This window comes from Lentilactobacillus fungorum (assembly GCF_016860605.1).
GTDB lineage: Bacteria > Bacillota > Bacilli > Lactobacillales > Lactobacillaceae > Lentilactobacillus > Lentilactobacillus fungorum.
Genome location: NZ_BNJR01000008.1, coordinates 53093 through 79515, shown reverse-complemented (window position 1 = coordinate 79515; position 26423 = coordinate 53093). Strand labels below are relative to the sequence as shown.

Below are 26423 nucleotides of genomic sequence, written 5' to 3'. Positions count from 1 at the left end.
AAATTCCAAGCCCGGGAATTTCTGTTCAAGGAGACTTATGTTCCGTTTTCTAAGCGCCTGGCTCCGCTCACTTTATTAGGACAGTTGCGCCAGGCAGAAAGCTACACGTAAGCACCTCTAACACAAATTCCAAACCCGGGAATTTATGTTAGAGGAGACTTACGCTCCGCTTTCTAAGCGCCTGGCTCCGCTCACTTATTTTTAGGAGGTCTGCACAATGGTTGAACTTACGAAAGAAGATTTAGAACAACGGCTAATTCGGCTACGGCATCATTTTCATGAATATCCAGAACTAGCCAATCACGAAGTCAAAACGACCGCGACGATTAAAGAGGTCTTAACTGGTTGGGGGATCCCAATTTTGCCCACTCACTTAAAGACCGGCGTGTTCGCTGAAATTGGTCACGCTAATGGGCCGACGGTAGCGTTGCGGGCAGACATTGATGCCTTGCCGATTACTGAAACAACAGGCGTCGACTTTGCGTCTAAAATCCCTGGTGTCATGCATGCTTGCGGCCATGATACCCACATTGCGTCATTATTGGGTGGGGCATACTTGCTAAAGCAAAAAGAGGCACAGTTGCCAGGCAAAATTAAACTCATTTTTCAATTGGCCGAAGAGGACAAAGAAGGGGCCTTGCAAGTGATCAACGATGGGCAGCTTAACGGGGTTGACGCGATCATCGGTTTTCACAATGCCTCGAATCATCCTGTCGGCGCGGTCGGAATTCGAGCTGGCATTACCAGCGGCGCCATCGACAAATTTAAAGTTACGTTAGTGGGCGTGGGAACGCATGCATCGGCACCACAGAATGGCCGGGATCCGATTGCGGCGCTGGGGGCTGAGATTAATGCCATCCAATCAATCGTCAGCCGCAATTTAGATCCGTTTAAAGCAGCTGTGGTTAGTATTACCCACGTGACGGCCGGCAACACTTGGAATGTTCTGCCGCAAACGGCATTTTTTGAGGGAACCGTCCGCACAGCTGATAAACAAGTGCGCCGCCAGATTAAAGCACGTTTCTTAGAGATCGTCAATCAGGTCGCTAAAGCGTATGACATCAAAGCCGAGATTGATTGGTATGCTGGCGATCCGTCGGTGGACAATGATCCACGTTTAACCGAGATTATCAGGGATGAAACTAGTAAATTTGCCGAAATTTATGATCAACAGCCGGCTTTAGGCAGCGACGACTTTGCCTGCTATCAAGAAAAGGTACCAGGCGTGTATGTCAACATTGGCAACGGTGGCAAAGTGAGTCCGCATAACCCGAACTTCACCGCCGATGATGGTCTTTTAATCACGGGGGCCACTTTCTTTGAACGAAACGCGATTCGATTGTTAACAGAGCTGAACTCAAAAGGGTCCGCAAGCCGATCAGACAATGAATCCGCCGCTCAACAAGTTTAATTTTGACCCAGTATTAAAGTAAAAATGTGCAATTAAAAACGTCAGGTTGAGAAATCTCAACCTGACGTTTTGATGTATCTACCAATTAATTTGACTAGTCGCCTAACGATGCAACCGTGTCTTCAAATCGGGTTCGAATATACTTAGCGGATTCAGCTAACTTTTCCTTTTCTTCATCCGTTAGGTCCAAGTGAACCTGTTCTTCAATGCCATCGCGGCCAACGATAGCTGGATAAGAGAGGTAAGTGTGGTATTCCTCATGCCAGTTCGAAACTGGCAATTCAGTCCGGGCATTGCTCATAATGGTGGCGGCTAAGCGGACAGCGGCCGAAGCGATGCCGTAATTAGTGTAGTGTTTGCCATGAAAGACGGTGTAGCCGCCCGCTTTAGCAATCTCGTCTAATTCGGCTAAATCAATATTGCGTTCCTTGGCCACTTGCGTAATCGGATGACCAAGCACCCGCACGGCTGACCAAGCAGTAAATTGGGAATTGCCATGTTCGCCTAAGTTGTAGCCATCAACTGAACGAGGGTCAATGTTTAATTCTTGAGCCACTGCCCGCTTCATCCGGGAAGAATCCAGTAACGTACCAGTTCCCATGACGTGTTTCTTAGGTAAGCCGGTGTACTTTTGATACATGGTGGTGATAACATCACACGGGTTTGTAATGTCGATTAAGATGCCATTGAAGCCGGATGCTTTAATTTTGGCAGCGACATCCTTAACGGCTTTCTTGGTAAATGGAAGTTCAACGAAGCGGTCGTGCTTAGGGTTATCTTTTTGTAAACTGATATTACCAACCGCAGAAATAACGACATCGGCGTCTTTTAAGGCGTCATAGTCGTTAATAATGATATTTGTGTGGGCGGGCAAATTAGCCATTGCGTCCGTGAAATCAGTGGCATCAGAATTCACCTTTAATTCGTTGGTATCAATTAAGACGATATCGTCCGCGAAACCACCTGAAATTATGTAATGTGCAACCGTTGAGCCAACGTGGCCCATACCAATAACGCCAACTTTTCTTGTCATATAACATCCTCCTGTTAGTAAAAAGTGAGCAGAGCAAAGCGGTTAGAAACTGGAGCATAAGGCATCTTGGCCGGAAATCCCGGGCTTGGATTTTTGGCCAAGATGTTTTATGCGGAAGTTTCTGCTTTGCGCAGCTGTCCTAAAAAAAGTGAGCGGAGCAAAGCGGTTAGAAAGCGGAGTGTAAGGCCCCTCAGACAGAAATTCCCGGGCTTGGAATTTTTAGTTGAGGTGCTTATACGGAGCTTTCTGCCTCGCACAGCTGTCCTAAATAGTTTAATCCGATTAACCTAATACTTATGTATGTGTAGCAACTCTTTGAATGAATCATTTTCTCATTAAATGTGATGAGAGCTAATCCAAGCAAAGGTTTGCAACAGCACGGTGACGTCCTTTAGCAAGGATTTGATTATTAGATTAATTATCATAAAAGTCTAATACATTCTGGTGATAAGTCAACCTTTTTTTGGAAATCAACGGAAAAATCAGAACAATTAGTGCTTGCCATGGTGGTGTCAGAATAATAAAAAGAAGGGTGCTAACGGGTGTAGCTCGCAATAATTCCCTAAAATTGCTTTAAAAAGCTCTGTTATGAATGGACGAAGTTAAATAACAAAAATAGTCTGTCAACTTGGTCCTTTTATCAAAAAAGCTAGCAAAATAAAGCGGACACTGGTTTGATTGTCGATCATTAATTGGAGTGGTGCCGGTAAGCAAGCGGTGTTTGGTGATAACGACTTTTAAACTGCTTGATGAAATATGAGGAGCTGGCGTACCCTAGTTTTTCACTAATTTCATCAATTGATTGAGTTGACTCAATGAGCATCCGCTCGGCTTTTTCTAATCGGATTTGGCGATGGAGTTGTTGCGGCGTTTGACCATATGCCTGTTTAACTGAATTGATAATGTAAGGTTTAGAGTACAAAAATCTTTGAGAGATCTCGGTTAGAGAAAAAGGGTGATCATAATGGGACTCGATGAAATTGTAAACTTGAGTTGCCAGGCTATCTTGTGGGCTGATTGATGATTGAACATAAATGGCCGCAATGATATTTAAAAAAAGCTGTTGCTCAACCAATTGGTCAATTTGTGGCCGGCTAAACCGTTTTTCTCGTAATTTATGGTTAACATCAACGTCTGATAAGTTAACCATGTTTTGAATCAGGTATTGCTGATCCTTTTCGGAAAGCCGCTTATAGACCGGCAAATAAAGGTTAAAGATATCTTTTGAATAGTATTTGCGGCGGTTAGCTTTTTTACGAATTTCGATTTTAGGTTGGCGAACCCGATCGACGTTTCCTGCGGCGGCAAAATGAAGCCACGCAATTCGGGTATCTTCTTCACAAGGGCGAAAACCATAATGGAGGCGGTTGGGTGCTAGGATTACATAATCGTTTTTTCCCAGTGAATATTTATCGGCTTCATCTTGGAGATATAGCCGCCCTTGAGTTACTAAAATAAGATCAAAAACGTTTTTAAGAATGCGGCGTTCATGAACATCGCCAGCACGGAAAAGTGTTTGCCCGGCGACCACAAAATAAGGAAGCGGTGGGCATTGGAATTGTAAATACATAAACATCCCCCTTTAATATTGTGATAATAATTGAGTTAGCAGAACTAAGGTTTATATCATCTTTTAGTTAACGTCCTTTTGAATGTAAGCGATTACTTTAATATTATCTGATTTTTAAGATTAATATTTTGATATTTTATGATAACTAAGGACATTGTAGCACATCCATGTATCCGCTATCATAATTTTAGAAGCTGGAAACTAAGTTGATTAGTTGGGCAGATAACCCAATTATCTACTACAGCCAGATTTTTATTATTTTGGGGTACTGTAATCATTCGTTTAATTATTATTTTGGAGGATAGAGCTATGAAACAAATCATGAAGAATTATGGGTTTTCAATTATTTTGATAGCCGCATCGGTCTTAGGCGCAATTGCCGGGCTTGCATTTGGAAAACGGGCATTGGTTGTTCAGCCAGTTGCAGATATCTTTTTGAACTTAGTATTTGTCTTAATTGTTCCGATTGTTTTCTTTTCGATTGCTGATGCGATTTCAAATATGGATAGTCGGGGTAAATTACGAAAGATTTTGATGTTGTTTATTACAATTGTTGTGATCGGCGGAGTGATGACCTCTTTGCTTGCTTTAATCGTTGTTAATGTTATTTCAGTTGCGCCAAGCGGGTCAATTGGATTAGGAAAGAGTACTGCGGTTGCCGCCAATTTTAACGTCGTTAATATGCTGACAGTACCAGATTTCTATAATTTACTATCAAAGAATAATATGCTGCCATTGATCATCTTCACTATTGCAACTGGAATTGCAATTAATGCGCTAGGTAAAGTTGGGCAGCCAGTGAAGCAGGTGATTCATTCCATGTCTGAAGTTTGTATGAAATTAGTGAGTTACGTTATGAAATTAGCGCCAATTGGAATTGGCTGTTATTTTGCAGCATTAGTCGGTAAAATGGGTGGCCAAGTTATTTCGTCAATTGCTCAGTTAGCAGTTGTTTACGTTGGATTTACAATTCTGTTCTTTATCATCACTAATCCGGCAATGGCATATTATGGGGGTGGCCGTGCCGGGTTGAAAGCCTATTTTACAAACATTTGGACGCCGATGGCAACTGCAATGGGGACTTGTAGTAGTGCCGCCTGCATTCCGGTGAATTTAGTTGCCAGCGAAAAAATGAACATCCCCTCAGAAATTGCAAATATTATCATGCCACTTGGCGGGAGTATCAATAAAAATGGCGTTGTTTCAGTCCAAATTATGAAAATTGCTTTTCTGTTTGCGATGTTTCACCGAGCTTTTGATTTGAAAAATATGGCTTTAGCAGTTGTTGTGGCCGTTATCAGTGGTGTGATTGTTGGAACCATCCCCAGTGGTGGTTTTATTGGTGAAATGTTTATTTGTTCAGCGTTTGGCTTTCCAACTGCCGTTGTTCCCATTATTGTCATCATGGGAACTTTGACGGATCCATTTTGCACGATGAATAATGTTACTAGTAATCCAGCAACTGCAATGGTGCTTGCAAGAATTGTTGATGGTAAGGATTGGATTAAAGCTAAAATTGAGACAGTTGCCAGCCAACCACAGAAGGTGCAAAATTAGCACAACTGCGCAAACAGAAAGTCCTAATGAATGTCTGTCTCAAAGTTCAAACCCGGAATATAGGGTTAAGTGGGTTTAAGCTTTGATCGCCAAGAAGTGGCTAGTTCATTTAATAACTGCTAGTTTCTTTGCTTCGCTCACCATGATAAAAGGAGTGCTACGATGAAAAACATGACTGAAAACAAACGATTACTTGAGGATATCCAACACATTTATTTAGGGAACCTAGGAACGGTTGATGCTGATCTCGACTTGCCAACGGTTGGCCATAATGGCAGCCAATTTCAATGGCAGTCCGATGAACACTTGTTTATGACCGATGACGGTAAAGTGACCCGTCCCACTCCTGGCGTTGGCAATCGCGTGGTTCATTTAAATTTAACCGCGTCATTAAACGAGGAGATCGTGCATCAACAGTACACAGTTACGGTGGTCCAACAAGTCCGTCAAGTGGCAATTGATCACCCAATTGATCTTAAACTCACGGTACACGACGCCCATTATCAGTTACCGCAAGTGGTCGTCGTTGCGCTTCGAGATGGTTCGTTTGCGACAGCCGAGGTAGCTTGGGCGCATCCATTTGAACCAAGTGATTCGGGGCGGCCGATTAGCGGTGTGGTTAAAGAAAATGGCGACAACGTTTCGGCGATAATTAAGTTAATACCCCAAGCAGATCACCAGCAGCAGAATTCATTTCAAGAATTACCTGTAAGCTTAACTGGGGACAACCCTTACATTTCGGGTTATCATGCGATGCTGGCGCACTTGAAAACGGTTGACCCCAATCGTTTGCTGTACAACTTTCGCCAAGCAGCCGGCCTTCCAGTTGATGACTCGCTGCGAATGACAGGTTGGGATGCACCAGACTGTAAGCTGCGGGGACACACGACTGGTCATTACATGTCAGCGCTGGCGCTTGCTTATTTTGACAGTCAAAAGGCGATCTATAAAGATAAAGTGGCGACCGTTGTGGCCGGTTTAGCGGAAGTTCAAGCTGCTTTTACTAAAAAAGGCGCCCATCCTGGCTTTTTGAGTGCCTATGATGAAACCCAGTTTGATCAGTTGGAGCACTTCGAAACTTATCCTAATATCTGGGCGCCTTATTATACGTTAGATAAGATTTTGAGCGGCTTGTTAGATAGCTATCACTATGCCCAAAATGAGCAAGCTCTGAAAGTTGCGCAACAGCTCGGCGACTGGGTGAGTCAGCGACTTGGAAAGCTATCTCACGATCAGTTAACAAAAATGTGGTCAATTTATATTGCCGGAGAATTTGGCGGGATGATTTCGGCAATGGTGAGACTTTATCGAGAAACTGGTAAGGTGAAGTATTTAACAACTGCCAAACGGTTTACCAATGATAAGTTATTTATCCCGATGCTCACTCATTACGACACACTTAACAATCTTCATGCCAACCAGCACATCCCCCAAATAATTGGCGCGGTTGACTTATACCAAGAAACTGGTGATGATAATTACCTAAAAATTGCTCAGAATTTTTGGCAAATCGTCGTTCAGCATCATACGTTTGCCAACGGTGGCGTCGGTGAAAACGAGATGTTTCACGAAGCTGATACAGTTGCAGCATATTTAACCGATCACACCGATGAGACTTGTGCTAGTTATAACATGTTCAAGTTATCCAACCAGCTATTCCAGATTACCCGCAATAAAAAATACATGGCTTACGCAGAAAATGTGTTGAATAATCATCTATTGGTCGCTAACGATCATCAGATTGATGGCGGCTCGACGTATTTTCTACCACTAAAACCAGGTGGTGAAAAGCACTATGACACCGATGCAGACAATACTTGCTGCCACGGGACAGGGTTAGAAAATATGGTCCGGTTTCAAAAAGACCTCTACGGCTTTGATGGCGCTAACTTATACGTTAACCTGTTTTATGATAGTCGTTTAAAACTGCCTAAAAATCAGGGGGAGATTTTTCAACAAGTCACGGCTAATCAAGTGACATTGAAAATGCACCTTAATCGACCGCTCACGTTATTAATCCGCGTGCCTAATTGGATGACTCACTTGCGGGTTAAGCAGAATGGGCAGGTAATAACGGTAGTCCCTCAAAATGGTTATCTAAGGGTAGCCAAATTACTGGGTGATCAAGCGTTTCAACTTGATTATGAAACTTCGACTCATTTGAAAGCTGCCCCAGATGATCAATCACTAATGGCGGTTTTTCGTGGCCCTGATATGTTAGTAAGACAGTTAGGTAAAGCACATTGCATAGAGACATCGAGTAGCGAATTGAAAAGGGCAACCCAATTAGTCCCATTTAATACCGTTCACGATGGCCGGTACCAATCCTATTTTAAGGTTAAATAAAAATAACCAATGATTGTGTAACCAGTTCACCCTAGCGAGTCGATCGCGCTTTGACTTTAATGGCCGGTTAGTGTTAACTCGTAGTAAACTAATCACAATTAAAGTTTCTTGAAAGGATGACGAAGATGATCGATTATGCGCATCAGGAACAATGGACTAACGGTTTTGGCAACCAACAATCACCCATTCACATTCAAACAAGCTCGACTGCGGCAAAAACTGGCCCGTTGCCGGTCACTATCCAATCCGCATATCGTTTAAACCAAGAAATTGATGATCAGACAACCATCCGGCTGACTGGCCAAGGGCAAGCCGATATTTTTAGCCGCCCATTTAGTTTTCAGCAGGTTCACTTCCACGCCCCAGCCGAACACGTGATTGATGGGCATCAGACACCATTTGAAATTCATCTGGTCCATCAAAATGAAATCGGGCAACTGGTCGTCGTGGCGCTATTAGTCGAAATAGGCACGGCTGATCAACCTTGTCAGCGGATTATTGACAACTATGCAGTTGGTAAAACCACGGCGACGCAATTGCAGATCGATCAGTGGCTGCCCCAACAGCCGGCTGGTTTTCACTACTTGGGATCACTGACGACGCCCCCGCTGGTAGAAGGCGTTGAGTGGCTGGTCGTGACCAATCCAGCGGTTACGATTGACAGCAGCCAACTTGATTGGTTTAAGCAACACTTTGCTCCTAATAACCGTCAGCCTCAAAGTTTGGCTGGGCGAAAAGTGGAAAGTTATCAATAGTGGCGTCACTTACGAAATGAGTTCTTAAGAGATTTCAATTAAGAAGCTTGCTAGTTAAGAAACTATTGATAATAAGCGTGGTTAGCCAATCCAAGCCAATTTTTGCAGTCGCAATTAATCAATCCAAGTTACTTTAAAGTTCCCCATAAACTCAGCAAAGCTAGCTGGATTTATGGGGAATTTGTTTGTCAGTGCATTGACGGCAGCTAGTTGTGGTTGTTCAGCTGATTTAGATGATGGCGCTAAAACTTTACTAAAATTAACGCCAACATTATCTTCACAAAAAATTCATATATTGTTTATCCGGTAAAACGGTTTTAAAGCCGAAAATACTCGCAATTTAGGCATATTAGCCAAAATACTTTAATAGTCAATCACAAGAAATTGATTTTTGTATGAATTTTTAGTTAATTTAAATGCTTCTTTAGAAACTTGTGACATTGTTTTTCACGTGTAATATTTACGAAACAATTAGGATAAATTGTTCGAGTTTAGTAATATCATTTGCACCGTCCCGCGATATACTTGAGCTAATCTTTGTGAAAGCACAATTGGAGGAATTTATTTTGAATAATCGTCTTAAGAAATCATTATTCACCGGTTTAGCTGCCTTGGGTTTTGTTGCAGCGGCTGGTGCGGTTAATGCGACGACTGCCAACGCGAAAACTTATGCTAAAGTTGTTTCGAATAAAAAATTAACAACCAACGCAAATGATCGCAACGTCAACTTTACCGGTAACAGTGCTTTGTATACGAAAGCTGGTACCTTAAAGGGTGCTCGGGTTCAAGCCAGCAAGACTACGTTGTCTGGGTTGGCATCATCAACCAGTTCCAAAAATAATGTTCGGGCTTATCGAGTAGCTACAACGAATCGTGGATCGGTTTACTATAAAGTCGTGACCTACGATGGCCAGTATCGTGGCTGGATCTACGGTGGCAAATCAACGGATTCTTTCGGCGGTGGCGTTAAATCTTACAACACGACAACTGATCCGAAGTCAGCAGATATGACTTCAACGAGCAGTTCATCGGCTGCAAGTACGTCAACCACGTCTAGTCAAACGACCGGCTTAACGGATGCGCAAAAAGCGGCAACTTATAAAATTGCGACCGTTGGGACAGCTAACGACGGCACACAAGTAACGTATACGTCGCCAGCTTGGACACAATATAAGCAGGGCCGGGTCATGACCGATTCGACGAAGTATAAAGACGCTACGTTCAAGATCACCGATCAGACGACGCGCACCCGTGAAGGGGATCTTTGGGTCAAAATCGAAGCAACTGATCAAGCCAATAGTGCCGCTAATGGCTGGATTAAATTCAGCGGCCTAACAACCGGAACGCCTGCAGAAACTTTTGATGCCAACAAGAGTGTCAAGATTGCTTATCGTGATGTCACGACTGGAAAGACGCTGGACAAGACAAACACTTGGACAACGACAACCGCTAACACTAAGCAGGGCGATACGACCATAAATAATGTTGACAACTCAGGCCGCAGTGTTTCAGATTACATCACAAATACAGGGGCCCCAACAGGCTATGCATTTAAGTTAAAGAGTGATTCCGGTAGTCAATCCGACATTAATAATTTAACGGTTACGCCATCGGCTGATTCCGCTAAGTTTGGTGATACCTTAACGGTTGACGTTACACCAGTTGCCGCAACAACGAAAGTGAAATTCTCGTACAGCACTGGCAGTAATACGGCGACAAATAGTTTATCTGCCTCTGACTTTGCCCTTGGCTTCCCTGGCTTAACCGCTTCAGCTCAAAAAGAAACGTTACCAAGCGGTGGCGATGTCAACGGTGTTTATAACGTGGATTACTGGTTTGGCAAGAACAGTGGCTTTGCCAAGGCTTTAAATGACGCTAACAAGTCGAACACGGTGACAACCATCAAAGCGAACACGGTTAAAGGCGCTAAAAATGATTTGACCGGCTTCTTTGGTAATATGACCGGTTCTCAACGCTACTTCTACGTTTACGATGGTGATGCAACGGTTAAGGCCAACGCCTCAGCATTAAAGAACGGATCAACGGTTCAACTGGTCTTTGATCGATATACAACGTCAAACACCCAATTGAATAGTAAAAATGCGGATATCAACACCAATACGGATTACGTTGCTAAGTAATCGGTTAGGCTGATTAACAGCCTATTTAACAAAAGAGGCTGGGGCAAAAGCCTCAGTTAACGCAAAAAAGCTTCGGAGTTTTTCTCGAGGCTCAAAGTAAAGACAAAATCCTTCAAATACGAGGATTTTGTCTTTTTGTGTTGGGTCAAGCCCTCCTAGGGCTAATAAAAATCCACCAGCTATGCTGGTGGATTCTTACTTGACACCAAGGCAGTTGGTGTTTGTTTTGTGTTTAGGGAAAGGTGAAATCCCCTTATTTCCACATAATCAACGTTTTGTTAGTTGAAATATAGTGGTTGTTTGATAGTTGGTAACGAGTCATGTTGCCTTGTTTCACAATATTTTTAACTTTCAGGGTCTGGTTCTTCTTAACGTGACGAACCTTAGTTTTCAGTTTGGCATCTCTATATAAATGTAGCCCGTTGTTGCTAACAACTTTTACTTTAGCGCTCTTTGGAACACTTTGGTAATGGGCGTTGGCAACATATTTTTTATTAGCAGTGATGTAGCCGCCGTTAACTCGGTAACGTTTGGCACCATTCTTAGAGTATGAAACACCGAGAACTTTGAAAGTTTTGGCTTTGTTTCGGGGAACTTTTTTGTAAGCCTTAGTTGGTTTATTGAGTTCCACAGTTTTGTGAAGGCGAATGGCTTTCTTGTTGTAAACACTGTGTGGTTGGCTGTCGGCAGATGGGATGCCTTGTGGGGATTCGAGGTCGTCGACTATTTCGCCGGTGGTACCAGTCGTTGGAACAGTGGTGCCAATTGTTGGATCGCTAGTATTGTCTGAAGTTACCTTGTCGGTATTATTAGTAGAACTTGAACTGCCACCGCCAATATTGATTCCTGGAGCTTCTGGGCTACCGGTCTCTGGGGATTCTGGATCGGGATTTTCTGGACCTGGTGGAGTTGGCTTTTCACCTACGTTAACAGTATGGTGTAAGGAATAGCCGAGGTCTGAAAAATTATTTGTACTATCGGAATTGGGTGTAACTGTGAAGGCGAATGAACCTCCAGCTGGCAGTTGTGTGAACTTTCCTTTGCTATAATTTACTTGACTTTCAGGATTTGGGGTAATCGAATACGTATCAACAAATTTTCCCAAGTACGAAATTGTTGGGTCATTATAGTTTTCGATATTCTCTAACGGAAGCGGCTCTTGGTAGGTAACTGAAGATGAGATTCTCTGATCAGAAAATGCATTGGGGGAAAAATAAGGTTTTCTATTAGAATCTTTAACTTCAATTTTGGTAATTGAATGGCCAGAAAATGCATTAGAACCAACTGTTAATGTAGTATTGTTGGGTGGAGTAATCTCAACTGAGGATAAACTGTCATTTTTATTATTACTCTCTTCTAAGGAGATGCTATTATTTGAAAAGGCACTTTCTCCAATTTTCCGTACGCTATTTGGAATTGATAGGTTGTCTCTAAGAAGGTTATTTGCGAAAGCATGTTTGCCGATGATGAGACTAGTGTTTTCAGCGTTAAACAACACTTTAGTTATTTCGTTTCCAGCAAAAGCAGAATCTTCAATCTTAGTCAGATCTCTTGATAAAGTTAATGTTCCGGTAATTTTGGGTTGATCTTTTTCAGATGAAAAGGCCTCTTTACCAATCGTTGAAACAACTTTATTCCTATAGTATCCGTTGCCTTTATCAGGGATCACAAGGCTTTTGCCATTTTCCAAAGCTTGTTTACCCGCAAGACTCAATCCGACAATTTTACACTCACTATCTTCATTGTGTATTTTTCCATACTCGAAGTACGCTGCCTGTTGCACTGTTTCGCTTTTGCCTGTCATTTCAGAGACTTTCACATTATTCTTTAAATTATCCGCCGCATTCGCCTGCGACACACCAACTCCCATCAAAACAAGAGCCGCCATTGCTGCTGTACAATAGAATTTAACTGATTTCATGTCATCTTCCTCCATAAATTTTCCTCAATAACAATTTACTATTTTTGATTCGATATCATCATAACAAGCTCAAATAGCGACCCTCAATTCTAACGCTCATATTCACAAACGTTTCTATTTTCCTTCATATTTCGAACTAATTTGTTATCAATCGGTGGCCAATCAATTACAGAATAACTAGTGGCTGCCTAAACGGCCCATTAGATTTCACTACTTGGGGTCATTGAAAACCCCGTCACTGGCTGAAGGCATCGAGTGGTTAATGATTGTGAACCCGGATATTACGATCGGCCAGGCGCAGCTTGACTGGTTTAACCGGCACTTTGCTTTTAATAATCGACAATCGCAAAGGCGGAAAGGGCGAAAAGTGGAAGACTATCGGTAATGGGACGGATGATCAATACTCAAAGAGAAATGGATCACTACTTTAAATGGTAATTCAAAAAGACACCCAAAGCGGGTGCCTTCTTGGATCGTCTATAGATGGTTTATTCAGCCAAGTTCAACTTAGCAGTTGCTTTCTTAGTAGTGGTTGACTTAGTTGCGGTTGTTTTGGTTGTCTTTTTACTAGTTGATTTAGTCGTCTTAATCATGTCTTTTGGATAATTTGAAATCATAAATTGAGCAATTTCTCTTCCCATTAGTTGATAAGTCATTGGGTTAGGATGCAGGCGGCCATCGTTGAACCGGCTAATATGATTTGCATCAGTAATTAATTGTTTGGAATCATTGCGCCAGTCAAGATAGGAAACGTCGTTGTCTTTGTAGACTTGCGCTTCTGCGTCTCGCAGTTCATTCATTGTGTAGCCGCCTTGGCCCGCAACGTCATCGGAATTGACGTTGTTATCATAGCGGGTAATTGGCAGGATGCCATAAATGATCAGATCGGGATTATCCGATTTCATCTTCTTAATGTCCTTGTCCAACTCGGCTTTAATATCGTCCAGTGAACTGGTGGTGTGGCCATAATCGTTAGTTCCATATGCAATGGTTGCCACGTTATAATTTTTGAAATTGTGATTGTTGACGACAGTTGTTAAATCACCAGGCGTAGTGTTGTCATCGCTGCTAGCCAAGAAGGCGCCATTGTAGCCAACGTTGGTTACCTTAACGTTTAAATAACGAGAGAGCCAAGTTGGGTAGCCCAGGTTCTTTAATGTCTGGTAACCGTCATAGCCACAGGTGATTGAGTCGCCCATTGTAATCAGTTTATTTGATTTAAAGTAGTCGCTGTGCTTCATTGCGATATTAAACGTTCCTTCCGAAATGTCTTCGAGATTACCATGCCAGATATAGCCGGTTTGCTTACCGTTACCGCTTCTCACATAATAAAAAGCGGAGTTGCCGCTTCCTTGAGTAGAACGGTCAATTAGGGCTTCCTTATAAACGTACCAAGTAACGTTGGCAAATTGTTTGGCAGAGCCTAATGTTTTTGTGAGGGTTGAATCTGTATAAACATATCCCGACTTCATATGGTAAGGCATTGGCTCATCAGATAAGTCGGTTGTTTTAATAACCGTTGCGGGTTCAATATCTTTTTGAGTTTTATTATCCGTTGTTTTAGTTGAATTAGAAGTTGTTGTCGATTTACTGCTTGCCGCGTAAGTCGCGGTTGTAGTACCTGCCATCCCCAATACTGCGGCAATTGCCGTCACTATGTATAACTTTTTATTCATGCTATTATCTCCTCAGAATGATTTCAATCAAGTATCAATATACCATTGATATATTACGAGACATTTACACCAGAATGAAGAATAGATAACCAACTTGCCAAACTTGATAAAATAACCTACCATTACACTATACATTTGTAATCTAAGTTAATGTATCCAAGTCAGGGGATAACAATATTATGAGTAATAAGATTGAGAGTCGATTGTCACTCTGTGCAGCTTCACTTGCACTGACAATATTCGGCCTTGGTATTCAGGGGAAAGCGGACATCACGCCGCAGGATAATACCAGCCACCAAACGACTGTCCAAACGAAAGATTATACGGGCAGCTCAAGTACCATTGATCAAGAGTCAAAAAACGATGATTCGGTTTCATATAAGGATGCTGACGATAATCAAGTCAAAGCGCCTGATGAATCGTCCAGCTCGACGGACAAGAATGACTCATCAAGTGATGCGACGCGTTCGAAAAGTTCAACTTCCGATCAATCGAAGCAAGATGATACTGGCGAAGTGTCGACAACCGTTGATGGCTCTTCACAGGATGGACATACAGCCAATTCAGATGCTGATGCAAGTGATCAAACAGCCCAGACAACTAAATCAACGGCAATTGATTCAACGACTAATTCATCGGCAACGACGGATAATCGCACTGCAACGTCGGCAAGCTCGACTAGCTCAACCAAGTCAACTAAAGCGGTCAAGAATAGTCAAACAGATTCAGCGATGCCATCGGGAACTGTTAATCAAGAAATGACTGGAATTGCCAAGCAATCAACAGTGTCGAAAGCAACTGGCATTGACGAAACGCTGAAATCCATTATCGATCAAATTATTCCAGATGAACAACCAAAGGCTGATGCGTCTTCAGAATCGGATAACAAGACGACACTCGGATCGGCTAACGGTGCAATAATGGTTAATCCAAATCAGTTTCCAATTAACAAACGATCGCGGATTGAAAAAACGGTCACTAGCGAAGATATTCGCAAGGATAACCCGATGAAGACGGTTTTACCAATTGATAATAATTATCGCAATATTAAAAGTAAAGCAAAGTTGGTAACCTTTGATGCGTTTACTGATTCGTATTATCAAACAGTCAATAAGCGACGGGCACGGCCGGGTGAGTTAACAACAACGAATGGTGATAAAGTAACCATTACGACGCCAGTTTCTAAGGCTAAATATAAGATGAATGACCAATCAGGTGTTTCGGATATGTGGCCGTTGATTGCGACGGTGTCGATTATCGGCTTGGCTGGATTATCATTTTTTGCATTTGATCCATTGAGATTTTTATTTAAGTAATGGTAAATAAAGGATTGATCGGTCATCAGGTTGGCGGGTTGATCCTTTTGATTTAGTGGTGATTAATGGCCAATTACCCATGTAAAAGCGAGAAGGGTTAAATGCTTATCATCTGCTAAACCCTTGATGAGAAAGCACTTTGAGGTTGTTTTTCAGTTAAAATGATAAAATTGGGAACTAATGCTTGCAAACGCTTCCAGATATGGTATTATATAGTCAAGGAAGGGAAAGAAAGTTCGAAGTTTAAGGGGTTTCACCTACTTTGAATGTTCTCTGATCCAAAAGTAATATGTTGAACTGTAACTAGATTATTTTCAAATGTTTCACAGTTTGAAATGACGGATGATTATTTTAAGTATTAAGGTTTGAAAGTTTCATGATGGTTTTAGGAACATGAAGTTTGAGTAGCTTGTATTTAAATGTTAATGTTTCATAAGTCTCAAGAGAGTTTCAAATGTTTAAGAGTTAAAATAACAAAATTAATTCAGGTGATTAAGTGTTTGAATATAATAAGTTTGGTTTCAAATGTTTATGCAACCTGAGGGCTCACTATTAATACCTGTTGGAGTAATTGAATAAGTTTTACGTAGAGAGGTCGCTTGTAGTAAGCCAGATGGTTCCGCAGTCAAATTGATGAGATATCAAGTTGATACAATGAGTTTCACGAAGAACCATTCGTTGATCGCACGGCAAATTTATCAAAAGTAAATTAAAAACAGTGATTAAAGTTTGCGGCAGATGGATCAACAAGTTAGTTAAATTGAGGCGATAAAACATTAAATTATTGATGAAGTGGGTATTAACCCCGATAATCCCTTCCACATAGGATTTAAACTTGTAGTATTTCAAATCGAGTTTAAATCCTATTTTTTTTGCATTAAATATGCAACAAAAGTCCTATAAGTGTTCGCTACAAAAAGATGGCATCAAGATTAAGCTATCTGCGATTATTTTAGGTAAACAACTTAGTTATGGATTGATTGGTGGATATAACAATTTATTCTAATAATCAAGCTAACCAATAACTAATGTAACAAGTGTTCATTGTTGCTGTTAACACTTGTTCAATTACCAGTATGCCTTGACTATGAACGGATTTGAGTGATGAAAGGAGTGTCGTTAGTTTGGATCACTTAGAAGCGTTTAGCTAAGCTGCCGTTTATTCTGTAAAAGTTGTGGTTGTGAGATGATGATGTTTTTGTTACAATGAAAGCGCAATCAATTGAGTAAAAGGTATTACTTGTTGTGACTTTTAATTTACATCGGGTAGCTAATTCGTTATTCTAGTCAATAGAACCATTTCACATTAGCTGGGATAATGATAACAACCAAAGGAGAGGCCTATGGATTTTCAGCGCGTTATTATTGTTGATTTATCTGCACTTGGCATTGGTCAAGCAAGCGATGCCGACCAATTTAATTCTGTTGGGGCCGATATGCTCGGCCACATTGCCGCACGAACTGGTGAACGATTTAAGCTGCCAACATTAAGCCGATTGGGCCTTGGGAATAGCCGCTTTGGTGACCCGATTGTTGGCATTCCGCCAGTTGAAGCGCCACTTGGTTATTTTGGCAAGGTGCGTTTGGCAGCTAACGCTAACAAATTGAATACCGGCTTGCGGGAAATGTTTGATTATCAATCCGACGTGAGAATTACCAGTGCGATTGATTCAGTTGTTTATAATGGGAATGCCGCGCTTCGGTCAGTCGTGATTAGTCATTATAATAGTTACATATTTAATCAAGACCTGGCGACAATTCTGACCGCTAATAATGATGTTTCGGCCTTTAAAAAATTGCACGAACAAGTCATTGTCCCAAGCAGTGGACTGGTTTATATGCGGACAATGGGGTTGCAAGAATGCTGTCGGCAAGCTGATATTGAGGGGTGTGCAAAGTCATTACGCTATGTTGACCAGCAGCTGGCACGGTTAATTAACGAACTGTATCGAACCGATTTGCTGGTGATAACGTCTTCGTTTGCTAACGACCCAACGTTTAGCACCACGCCAACTCGTGAGTATTTGCCGCTCATTGTTTACACGCCTTCTGGGTCGACTGGGTATTCGCTAGGCGTTCGGGCTTCCTTCGCGGATATTGCCGCGACGATCACGGATGTCTTCAATCTCGATGTTTCCCAATCGTTTATTGGAAGCAGTTTTCTTGGTGAATTGGCATGATTCACGATATGATTAATTCGGGTTTAAATTTTAAAACCAATTCTGTAACGCAAGGAGGGTAGAGGTTAAGAATTAGATTTTGCAATTTTTGTTGATAAATTCAGAAAAGAGGATTTTGAAATATGCAATTAACATATTTGCTGGTTAACATCCTTGGTATTGTCGTGTACTTAGGAATTGCATTGCTATTTTCTAATGCAAAAAAAAGCGTCAACTGGCGTTCAGTCGCAATCGTCTTAGTGATTAACCTTGTTCTTGCTTGGATTTTGACCAGCTTTGAATGGGGAAGAGATGCAGTTAAGGCGGCGGCCGATGGGTTCAACTGGTTGGTGCAAGTTGCTTATCAAGGAATCAATTTTGCGTTACCAAACTGGGTAACACCACAATTTGGCGGGACTGCTAAAACAATGAACTTTGTCACCTCTGCTTTACTGCCAATCCTGATGATTGTCCCATTGTTTGATACACTGACTTATATCGGTGTTTTACCGTGGATTATCAAATGGGTTGGCCGTGGGCTGTCGTTTATTACCGGGGCCCCAAAGTTCGAATCATTCTTTGCCGTTGAAATGATGTTTCTTGGGAACACCGAAGCATTGGCCGTTTCCTCACTTCAACTAAAGCAAATGTCTGCAAAGCGTAATTTAACTTTGGCAATGATGTCAATGTCATGTGTCACGGCATCAATCATCGGGGCCTATACCCAAATGGTACCTGGTCAATATGTGTTGACGGCCATTCCACTTAATGTGTTGAATGCGCTGATTATTACAAGCATTTTGAATCCGGTTAAGGTCACACCAGAAGAAGATACCATTGCTAAGATGGGCGGCAGCGGTACGAGTGAAGCAGCTGTTGAAGCCGGTGATGTTCAAGCCAATGGCAAACGGGAACCTTACTTCTCATTCTTAGGTGATTCAATTCTTGGCGCTGGCCGATTGATTTTAATTATTGCCGCTAATGTTATTGCCTTTGTTGCGTTAGCTGCTTTGATTGACAAGATTTTGGCATTATTTAATCCATGGCTGTCATTGGAACATATCTTGGGAATTGTCATGTTCCCATTTGCTTGGTTGATGGGCTTGGATGTTAGCCATGCGTTCCAATTTGCCCAATTTATGGGAATGAAGTTAGTTACCAACGAATTTGTTGTCATGGGAAAAATTGCAGGAACGATCCATAACCTCAGTATCTTCCCAGCTCATTATCAAGCTCAATTGACGGTCTTCATTACATCATTTGCGAACTTCTCAACAACCGGTATGATTATCGGCGCCTTCAAAGGGCTGGTTGATAAGGAAAAAAATGACTTGATCAGTAAAAATGTTTTGACGATGTTACTTTCAGGAATCTTGGTATCGCTCATGTCAGCTGGTATCGTTGGATTGTTTGTTTGGTAATATTTAGGATTAGAAAGTTAGGTTTTATTTTTGGATAAAAAGCAACAAGCAGAAGCCGTAGCCAACAAGCTGCGGCTTCGTGAGGCTATTAAAGATAAATCGTTGATTAAGCGGGAAATCATTGCGGGGATGACGGGCTTTTTTGCGATTTCATATATCATTATCGTTAACCCGATGATCTTAAAAGACGCAGGGATCCCTGCTGATTTGAGCGTTTTTGCAACCATTATTTCATCCTTTATCGGCTGTTTAATCATGGGATTTTGGGCGAACGCGCCGGTTATTTTAACGCCGGGGATGGGAGTTAATGCGTTTTTCACCTATACGATTGTCGTGGCAATGGGGCTTTCTTGGCAGGAGGCCTTGGGCATTTCAATTGTTTCCAGTGTGATTTATATGCTCATCGCGTTCACCAGGCTGAGTGAAATTCTTGCAAAGGGAATCCCAGAAACGCTTAAGGCAGGAATTACTGCTGGAATTGGATTGTTTCTGGTAGAAATTGGTCTTGAAAAGGCCCAATTAATCCAGCAAGGCAAAAATTCAATTTTGGCCTTGGGTGATATGACGAAGCCGGCAACGTTGCTGGCTATATTTGGATTGTTGCTCACGTTATTTTTGTTTATTCGCAACGTGACCGGGGGGTTCTTTATTGGAATCCTGGTGACGTCCATCGCTGGTATTTTATTTGGCATTAAGGATCAGGCATCGCCTTCGGTCAGCATTGGCGACATCTCTAAGTACAGCCACATTTTGGCCAAAGGGGATTTTAGTCATGGATTGAGTATTCCCTTTATCTTGGCGGTTTTTTCAATGACGATGATTTTGGTATTTGAATCAATGGGGCTGCTGGAAGGGATTATGCCAAATCCCAAGAAATTCAAGAAAGCCTTTCAAGCAAGTTCAGTGACGACTTTTCTATCTGGAATTCTTGGTACCAGTCCAACGGTAGCCGCCGCCGAAAGTGCCTCAGCCATTGAAAGTGGCGGCCGAACGGGATTAACATCAATTGTGGCTGGAATCATGTTTGCCATTTCGCTGTTTTTTATCCCCCTGTTGTCTTTTGTCCCACAAGCAGCGATTTCACCGGTGATTATTATCACGGGAGCCCTCATGATGAATCAGCTAAGCCGAATTAATATGTTTGACTTCTCGGATTGGTTCCCGGCATTTTTAATCGTCGTGATTATTCCGTTTACGACCAGTATTTCGACAGGCTTGGCGTTTGGCTTTGTTGCCTATCCCATTCTCAAGATTGCGGCTGGTCGGCAGAATGAACTGACCGTTGCAACATATGTTTTAGGGGCATTATTTTTATGTGACCTGGTTTTAAGTGCGGTATTATAGACTTGTTATCAAAGGAAGGTCGTTGGTGGCACTTCGGAATTATTGATAGCAGGCTTTCATCGGAGCATAGAAGGTGAGCAGTTATTGTTCGCCTTTTATGCACATGATTTTTGTAAGCGTTTAAGATTAAGGAGGAATCATTTATTATGACAATTAAGATTGTAATGGATACGGATCCGGGGATTGATGACGCGGCGGCTTTGACTATGGCGTTAAATGACCCCCAAATTGAGCTGAAATTGATTACGAGCGTTGCTGGTAATGTGACGGTTGATAAAACAACTAAGAATGCTCAAAAGATTGTCCGTTTCTTCAACAAAAAAGTGCCAGTTGCCGCTGGTGCCAAACAACCGCTAATCAAAGAATTTGAAGATGCGGCCCGGATTCATGGCGAGTCTGGCATGCCTGGTTATGAGTTCCCAGAAGACTTGCCAAAGCCGCTGGATGTCAGTGCGGTTGAAGCCTTGCGAGAAACTATCATGAACAGCGATGAAAAAATCACGTTGGTACCAACTGGTTCTTATACGAACATTGCATTGTTGTTCAGTGAGTATCCAGAGGTTAAGGATCACATTGAGCGAATCGTTGCCATGGGCGGCTCACTTGGCAAAGGGAATATGACCAGTGCAGCTGAATTCAACGTCTTTACCGACCCGGATGCAGCTAAAATTATGTATCATGCTGGTATTCCGATCACGATGGTTGGGTTGGATATTACGATGAAGGCGTTATTGACCCCTGAATCCCTTGCCAAGCTGGAAACGATGAACGAGACTGGTAAAATGTTACATGATATTATTATTCACGATGGCGATAATAGCGACCAAGGGATTGCGATGCACGACGTGAACACCATCTTTTATCTGCTACATCCAGAAGCCATTAAGACTGAGAAGATGTGGATTGATATCGTCACTGACGGCCCGGCAATCGGAGAAACGGTTGGCGACATCCGTGGCGCTTATCATGATGGCAAAACGAATGCCAACGTTTGTGTGGACATTGATGCCCAAGCATTCAATGAGTGGTTCTTGGAAGAGGTTAGCAAGATTAACAAATAATTAAATAAAACTTGATCACACGAGGTTGAGACGACTTTTAGTTGCCAACCTCGTGTTTGTAATTTCTCAATGGTTTTTGCGTTACTTAACCGTTTTAATAGCGTCAAGTTCATGTATTTAAAATGAACTGAGGAACCAATTATCCAGATCCGAGGAAGCCATGTTAAAATGATCTTTGTATAGAGTGAATTAATGTTGACGAAAGCCTTGTCAGGCAAGCTATTTTAAGGTAAAGTATACTAAGACGTGAAACAGATTGTTTCACACACCGGGAGAAAGTATTTATGAACAATGACCAGTTTAAACAAGCACTTTTAGACCAAGGCATCGAAGTCTCGGATCAGCAAATGGATCAGTTCGATGCCTATTTTAAGCTGTTGGTAGAAGCTAATGAGCATGTTAACCTTACAACCATCACGGAAAGATCAGCGGTTTATTTAAAACATTTCTATGACTCGATTACGCCTGCTTTTTTTGTTTCACAGATTCAAACTGAATCGTTGACAATTTGCGACGTTGGCGCAGGAGCAGGATTTCCATCTATTCCATTAAAGATCGTCTTTCCCCAACTAAAGGTCACAATCGTTGATTCATTAAATAAGCGGATTAATTTTCTAGAAGCACTTGTCAAGACACTTGGACTTAAAGACGTTTTGATGCATCATGCGCGGGCAGAGGAATTTGGTGGCAAAAAGTCGCCGTTTCGCGAACAATTTGATGTGGTGACTGCGCGAGCCGTTGCCCGGATGGCTGTGTTAAGTGAACTATGTTTGCCACTGGCTAAAGTTGGCGGCAAATTGATCGCAATGAAGGCTGCTAAAGCCGAAGATGAACTGGTCGATGCCAAGGCAGCTATTCAAGTTTTGGGTGGTCAAGTAGCTAGTGACAATGACTTTTTATTGCCAATTTCTAATGAACCGCGACACATCATTGTGGTGAATAAACTTAAATCAACGCCGAAAAAGTATCCAAGAAAACCAGGAACCCCCAACCGGGAACCGATTACTAATTAAAAAGGAGGGATGGACAATGACAGACGTGATTTCGCTTGCCAATCAAAAAGGTGGGGTTGGAAAGACAACTACTGCCGTTAACCTAGGGGCAGGAATGGCCTCGTTAGGCAAGAAGATTTTGTTAGTCGATGCTGATGCCCAGGGGAATGCGACTAGTGGCGTTGGGATTTCTAAAGCAGATATCAAAAAAGATATTTATGATGTATTAGTAAATGAAGATCCGATGCAAGAAACGATTATACATACAGCCCATGCTGGTTTGGATATTGTCCCAGCGACGATTCAATTATCTGGTGCAGAAATTGAATTAACGCCGCAGATGGCTCGAGAAACTCGGCTCAAAGCAGCGTTGGATGTTGTTAAAAACCAATATGACTTTGTCCTAATTGATTGTCCACCGTCACTTGGATTAATTACCATCAATGCATTTACGGCCAGCGACTCGATTTTAATTCCGGTGCAAAGTGAGTATTATGCGCTTGAGGGGTTGAGTCAGCTGTTAAACACCATTGACTTGGTTCGTAAGCATTTTAACCCTGATTTGAAGATTGAAGGCGTCTTGTTGACGATGTTTGATGCCCGGACGAATTTGGGTGAACAGGTCAACACGGAAGTTCGCAAATACTTTAAAGATGAAGTTTACCAAACCATTATTCCAAGAAATGTTCGATTATCTGAGGCCCCTAGTTATGGTTTGCCAATCATGGACTACGATCCAAAGTCAAAGGGTGCTGAAAAATATATGAAGTTGGCGAAAGAGGTGCTGGCAAATCATGGCTAATAAAAAGAAACCCACGGGGCTGGGAAAGGGCATTGAAGCCCTTTTCCAAGATAATAACGTTGATACAAGCAAGGAAGACGTCATTGATATTAAAGTCAGTGAGATTAAGCCTAATCCTTACCAGCCAAGACACCGATTCGATCAAAAGGCACTGCAGGATTTGGCAATTTCAATCAAGAATTCAGGTGTTTTTCAACCGATTATTGTTCGCCAACCAGATCCACAAGTTGCTTCGTATGAACTCTTAACTGGTGAACGGCGGCTGCGGGCATCAAAGATTGCCAAGCAGGCGACAATTCCGGCAATCGTGCGTAATGCAACCGAAGAACAAATGATGGAAATCGCTGTAATGGAAAATTTACAGCGAGAAGATCTGACGGCGCTAGAAGAGGCTGAAGCTTATAATATGTTGATGACCCGCCTTGATTTGACGCAGGCCCAAGTTGCTTCCCGCCTTGGCAAAAGCCGGCCCTATATCGCAAATTATTTGCGGATTTTAGGATTACCTTCTGAGGTGAAGGAATTATTAGAAGATAATCAGTTATCAATGGGCCAGGCGCGGACTTTATTGTCCGTTAATAACAAGCAGGATTTGATTCAATTAGCAAAGAAGTCAGTTGCAGAATCGATGACGGTTCGCCAACTTGAACAGGCTGCCGCAAAGATTAACGGCAAAAAGGGCACCAAAAAGAAGAAAGCACCAAGAAAGTCGCCATTCGTGAGAGAATCAGAAGGCCAACTCCAAGAAAAGTTTGGCACGCAGGTTTCAATTGTGAATTCCTCCCGTAAAAAGGGAAAGGGCAAAATCGAAATCCAATATACGTCAACAGATGATTTAAATCGCTTGTTGGAGATGTTTGGGGTGGACCTCAATTAGAGAGTGCGAGAGCTAGGCGCTTAGAAACTGGAGCATAAGTCTCCTCTAACGGAAATTCCCGGTTCTGGAATTTTTGTTAGAGGTGCTTATGCGGAAGTTTCTGCCTAGCCGAGCACGTTTCTGCCAAGTCGCCTAGAATAGAAATCCCCGGGCTTGGGATTTTTGGCAAAGGTGCTTATGCGCAGATTGCTGCTTGGCGGAGCACATTTCTGCCAAGTCGCCTAGAAGGACAGAAATTCCCGGTTCTGGAATTTTTGTTAGAGGTGCTTATGCGGAAGTTTCTGCCTAGCCGAGCACGTTTCTGCTGGGTAATCTAGAACAGAAAGCGGACTTGGAATCTTTATTGATGTTCATTTGAAAGCCCTTGTTTAACCGAGGACGCTCTTGCATTCAGCCACCTCATTTAACCATTCCGCTAGAGAAAGGACGGTCATTATGATGTATGATCTTAATGATATTGTAGAAATGAAAAAACCTCATCCATGTGGTACCAACCGTTGGCAAATCATTCGGGTCGGGGCTGATATTAAAATTCAATGTACCGGCTGTGGTCATATTGTCATGATGCCGCGCCGGGAATTTGATCATAAGTTAAAGAAGATTCTTGAAAAAGCTGAAAAATAAATTGAAAGAAGAGTTGTTAAGTTATGTCACTAACTGCAGGAATTGTTGGTCTACCAAACGTTGGTAAGTCGACCCTTTTTAATGCGATCACCAAAGCTGGTGCTGAAATGGCCAACTATCCATTTGCGACGATTGACCCAAACGTTGGAATGGTGGAAGTACCTGATAAACGACTGGATCGAATCCAAGCATTGATCCCAGCCAAAAAAGTCGTCCCAACCACCTTTGAATTTACTGATATTGCCGGAATTGTGAAAGGGGCCAGTAAAGGTGAGGGGCTTGGCAATAAGTTCCTTGAAAATATTCGTCAAGTAGACGCGATTGTTCACGTTGTGCGGGCGTTTGACGATGATAACATCACTACGGTTACCGGCAAAGTTGACCCAATTGATGATATTGAAACGATTAATTTGGAGTTAGGCATTGCCGATTTGGACGCCGTTAATAAACGATTAGGCAAGGTCCAGCGAGCAGCTAAGGGAGCCGATAAAGAGGCCAAAGCTGAATTAGCGGTTCTAGAAAAAATTAAACCGGTCTTAGAAGATGGCGGTTCAGTTCGCTCTATTGATTTTGATGAAGACGAACAAAAAATTGTTAAAGGGCTATTTCTACTAACCAGTAAGCCGGTTTTATATGTAGCCAATATTGCAGAAGATGATATGGCTGACCCGGAGAATTCTAAGTACTTCAAAGAAATTAAAACGTTCGCTGATAAGGAAGGCGCCCAAGCAATCGCGGTTGCTGCAGAGCCTGAAGAAGAAATTGCCGAATTGGATGACGCTGAAAAGAAGGAATTCTTGGAAGCAGAAGGCGTCGAAGAACCCGGCTTAAACCGGCTAATTCGCGCATCTTATCGATTGTTAGGCCTAGAGACCTTCTTCACTGCTGGCGGCAAGGAAACGCGAGCATGGACGTTCAAAAAGGGAACTAAAGCACCACAAGCGGCCGGCATTATCCATTCAGACTTTGAGCGTGGCTTTATTCGAGCAGAAGTGATGGCATTTGAGGACTTGGATAAACTAAAAACCCCAGCAGCTGTTAAGGAAGCGGGTAAACTGCGGCTTGAAGGAAAAGATTATGTGATGCAGGATGGGGATATTGTGGAGTTTAGGTTCAATGTGTAGAGTGCGAGAGCTAGGCGCTTAGAAACTGGAGCATAAGTCTCCTCTAACAGAAATTCCCGGTTCTGGAATTTTTGTTAGAGGTGCTTATGCGGAAGTTTCTGCCTAGCCGAGCACGTTTCTGCCAAGTCGCCTAGAATAGAAATCCCCGGGCTTGGGATTTTTGGCAAAGGTGCTTATGCGCAGATTGCTGCTTGGCGGAGCACATTTCTGCCAAGTCGCCTAGAAGGACAGAAATTCCCGGTTCTGGAATTTTTGTTAGAGGTGCTTATGCGGAAGTTTCTGCCTAGCCGAGC

The 26423-nt window shown here is 42.4% G+C and carries 19 protein-coding genes; 15 read left to right on the top strand and 4 right to left on the bottom strand.

Going from position 1 to position 26423, the window contains the following annotated elements:
* Positions 1–217: 217 nt before the first annotated feature.
* On the top strand, positions 218–1411 hold the full coding sequence (locus YK48G_RS04385) for an amidohydrolase (RefSeq protein WP_203629504.1): 1194 nt from the start codon (positions 218–220) through the stop codon (positions 1409–1411).
* Positions 1412–1505: 94 nt separating this feature from the next.
* Here YK48G_RS04385 and YK48G_RS04380 read toward each other — a convergent pair whose 3' ends face one another.
* Positions 1506–2444 carry an L-lactate dehydrogenase gene (locus tag YK48G_RS04380; protein ID WP_203629503.1) on the bottom strand — a complete coding sequence of 313 codons (939 nt, stop codon included), beginning with the start codon at positions 2442–2444 and terminating at the stop codon, positions 1506–1508.
* 688 nt (positions 2445–3132) lie between these two features.
* A complete protein-coding gene (locus YK48G_RS04375) occupies positions 3133–4014 on the bottom strand; it encodes a helix-turn-helix domain-containing protein (protein ID WP_203629502.1) in 882 nt (293 codons plus the stop codon).
* Positions 4015–4323: 309 nt separating this feature from the next.
* On the opposite strand from YK48G_RS04375, the gene YK48G_RS04370 reads away from it, so the two are divergent.
* The 4 genes from YK48G_RS04370 (at position 4324) to YK48G_RS04355 (ending at position 10813) form a co-directional block, all read left to right on the top strand.
* Positions 4324–5571 (top strand): dicarboxylate/amino acid:cation symporter, encoded by a 1248-nt coding sequence (locus YK48G_RS04370; protein WP_203629501.1) that lies wholly within the window; start codon positions 4324–4326, stop codon positions 5569–5571.
* A 162-nt stretch (positions 5572–5733) separates the two neighbouring features.
* Entirely contained in the window at positions 5734–7917 is a 2184-nt protein-coding gene (locus tag YK48G_RS04365) for a beta-L-arabinofuranosidase domain-containing protein (protein WP_203629500.1), read from the top strand.
* A gap of 125 nt (positions 7918–8042) precedes the next feature.
* Positions 8043–8672: a carbonic anhydrase family protein gene (locus YK48G_RS04360; protein WP_203629499.1), complete on the top strand. Its 630-nt coding sequence runs from the start codon at positions 8043–8045 to the stop codon at positions 8670–8672.
* Positions 8673–9238: 566 nt separating this feature from the next.
* Entirely contained in the window at positions 9239–10813 is a 1575-nt protein-coding gene (locus YK48G_RS04355; protein WP_203629498.1) for an S-layer protein, read from the top strand.
* A 253-nt stretch (positions 10814–11066) separates the two neighbouring features.
* On the opposite strand, the gene YK48G_RS04350 is transcribed toward YK48G_RS04355, so the two are convergent.
* Positions 11067–12734, bottom strand: a complete 1668-nt coding sequence (locus YK48G_RS04350; protein WP_203629497.1) for a DUF5776 domain-containing protein — start codon at positions 12732–12734, stop codon at positions 11067–11069.
* Between the two features lie 488 nt (positions 12735–13222).
* On the bottom strand, positions 13223–14410 hold the full coding sequence (locus tag YK48G_RS04340) for an SGNH/GDSL hydrolase family protein (protein ID WP_203629496.1): 1188 nt from the start codon (positions 14408–14410) through the stop codon (positions 13223–13225).
* A gap of 179 nt (positions 14411–14589) precedes the next feature.
* Between YK48G_RS04340 and YK48G_RS04335 the strand changes: the two genes are divergently transcribed.
* The 10 genes from YK48G_RS04335 (at position 14590) to ychF (ending at position 26130) form a co-directional block, all read left to right on the top strand.
* Entirely contained in the window at positions 14590–15726 is a 1137-nt protein-coding gene (locus tag YK48G_RS04335) for a hypothetical protein (RefSeq protein ID WP_203629495.1), read from the top strand.
* Between the two features lie 1343 nt (positions 15727–17069).
* Positions 17070–17906, top strand: coding sequence for an alkaline phosphatase family protein (locus tag YK48G_RS04330; protein ID WP_203629494.1), 837 nt, complete (start codon positions 17070–17072; stop codon positions 17904–17906).
* 122 nt (positions 17907–18028) lie between these two features.
* Positions 18029–19306: a NupC/NupG family nucleoside CNT transporter gene (locus YK48G_RS04325; protein WP_203629493.1), complete on the top strand. Its 1278-nt coding sequence runs from the start codon at positions 18029–18031 to the stop codon at positions 19304–19306.
* A gap of 30 nt (positions 19307–19336) precedes the next feature.
* Positions 19337–20650 carry an NCS2 family permease gene (locus YK48G_RS04320; RefSeq protein WP_203629492.1) on the top strand — a complete coding sequence of 438 codons (1314 nt, stop codon included), beginning with the start codon at positions 19337–19339 and terminating at the stop codon, positions 20648–20650.
* 146 nt (positions 20651–20796) lie between these two features.
* Positions 20797–21711: a ribonucleoside hydrolase RihC gene (gene rihC / locus YK48G_RS04315; protein WP_203629491.1), complete on the top strand. Its 915-nt coding sequence runs from the start codon at positions 20797–20799 to the stop codon at positions 21709–21711.
* 284 nt (positions 21712–21995) lie between these two features.
* Positions 21996–22724 carry a 16S rRNA (guanine(527)-N(7))-methyltransferase RsmG gene (rsmG, locus tag YK48G_RS04310; protein WP_203629490.1) on the top strand — a complete coding sequence of 243 codons (729 nt, stop codon included), beginning with the start codon at positions 21996–21998 and terminating at the stop codon, positions 22722–22724.
* Between the two features lie 16 nt (positions 22725–22740).
* Positions 22741–23505, top strand: a complete 765-nt coding sequence (locus YK48G_RS04305; RefSeq protein WP_203629489.1) for a ParA family protein — start codon at positions 22741–22743, stop codon at positions 23503–23505.
* Entirely contained in the window at positions 23498–24382 is an 885-nt protein-coding gene (locus YK48G_RS04300; RefSeq protein ID WP_203629488.1) for a ParB/RepB/Spo0J family partition protein, read from the top strand. Before YK48G_RS04305 ends, YK48G_RS04300 begins: the two co-directional genes overlap by 8 nt.
* Before the next feature lie 438 nt (positions 24383–24820).
* The gene (locus YK48G_RS04295) at positions 24821–25006 is read left to right on the top strand and encodes a DUF951 domain-containing protein (RefSeq protein WP_203629509.1); all 186 of its coding nucleotides are present in this window, start codon (positions 24821–24823) and stop codon (positions 25004–25006) included.
* A 23-nt stretch (positions 25007–25029) separates the two neighbouring features.
* Positions 25030–26130, top strand: coding sequence for a redox-regulated ATPase YchF (gene ychF, locus YK48G_RS04290; protein WP_203629487.1), 1101 nt, complete (start codon positions 25030–25032; stop codon positions 26128–26130).
* The last annotated feature ends 293 nt before the right edge of the window (positions 26131–26423 follow it).

Coding starts and splice junctions, on each gene's coding strand:
- YK48G_RS04385 (WP_203629504.1), top strand. CDS start 218: ATGGTTGAACTTACGAAAGAAGATTTAGAACAACGGCTAATTCGGCTA.
- YK48G_RS04380 (WP_203629503.1), bottom strand. CDS start 2,444: ATGACAAGAAAAGTTGGCGTTATTGGTATGGGCCACGTTGGCTCAACG.
- YK48G_RS04375 (WP_203629502.1), bottom strand. CDS start 4,014: ATGTATTTACAATTCCAATGCCCACCGCTTCCTTATTTTGTGGTCGCC.
- YK48G_RS04370 (WP_203629501.1), top strand. CDS start 4,324: ATGAAACAAATCATGAAGAATTATGGGTTTTCAATTATTTTGATAGCC.
- YK48G_RS04365 (WP_203629500.1), top strand. CDS start 5,734: ATGAAAAACATGACTGAAAACAAACGATTACTTGAGGATATCCAACAC.
- YK48G_RS04360 (WP_203629499.1), top strand. CDS start 8,043: ATGATCGATTATGCGCATCAGGAACAATGGACTAACGGTTTTGGCAAC.
- YK48G_RS04350 (WP_203629497.1), bottom strand. CDS start 12,734: ATGAAATCAGTTAAATTCTATTGTACAGCAGCAATGGCGGCTCTTGTT.
- YK48G_RS04340 (WP_203629496.1), bottom strand. CDS start 14,410: ATGAATAAAAAGTTATACATAGTGACGGCAATTGCCGCAGTATTGGGG.
- YK48G_RS04335 (WP_203629495.1), top strand. CDS start 14,590: ATGAGTAATAAGATTGAGAGTCGATTGTCACTCTGTGCAGCTTCACTT.
- YK48G_RS04330 (WP_203629494.1), top strand. CDS start 17,070: ATGGATTTTCAGCGCGTTATTATTGTTGATTTATCTGCACTTGGCATT.
- YK48G_RS04325 (WP_203629493.1), top strand. CDS start 18,029: ATGCAATTAACATATTTGCTGGTTAACATCCTTGGTATTGTCGTGTAC.
- rihC (WP_203629491.1), top strand. CDS start 20,797: ATGACAATTAAGATTGTAATGGATACGGATCCGGGGATTGATGACGCG.
- rsmG (WP_203629490.1), top strand. CDS start 21,996: ATGAACAATGACCAGTTTAAACAAGCACTTTTAGACCAAGGCATCGAA.
- YK48G_RS04305 (WP_203629489.1), top strand. CDS start 22,741: ATGACAGACGTGATTTCGCTTGCCAATCAAAAAGGTGGGGTTGGAAAG.
- YK48G_RS04300 (WP_203629488.1), top strand. CDS start 23,498: ATGGCTAATAAAAAGAAACCCACGGGGCTGGGAAAGGGCATTGAAGCC.
- YK48G_RS04295 (WP_203629509.1), top strand. CDS start 24,821: ATGTATGATCTTAATGATATTGTAGAAATGAAAAAACCTCATCCATGT.
- ychF (WP_203629487.1), top strand. CDS start 25,030: ATGTCACTAACTGCAGGAATTGTTGGTCTACCAAACGTTGGTAAGTCG.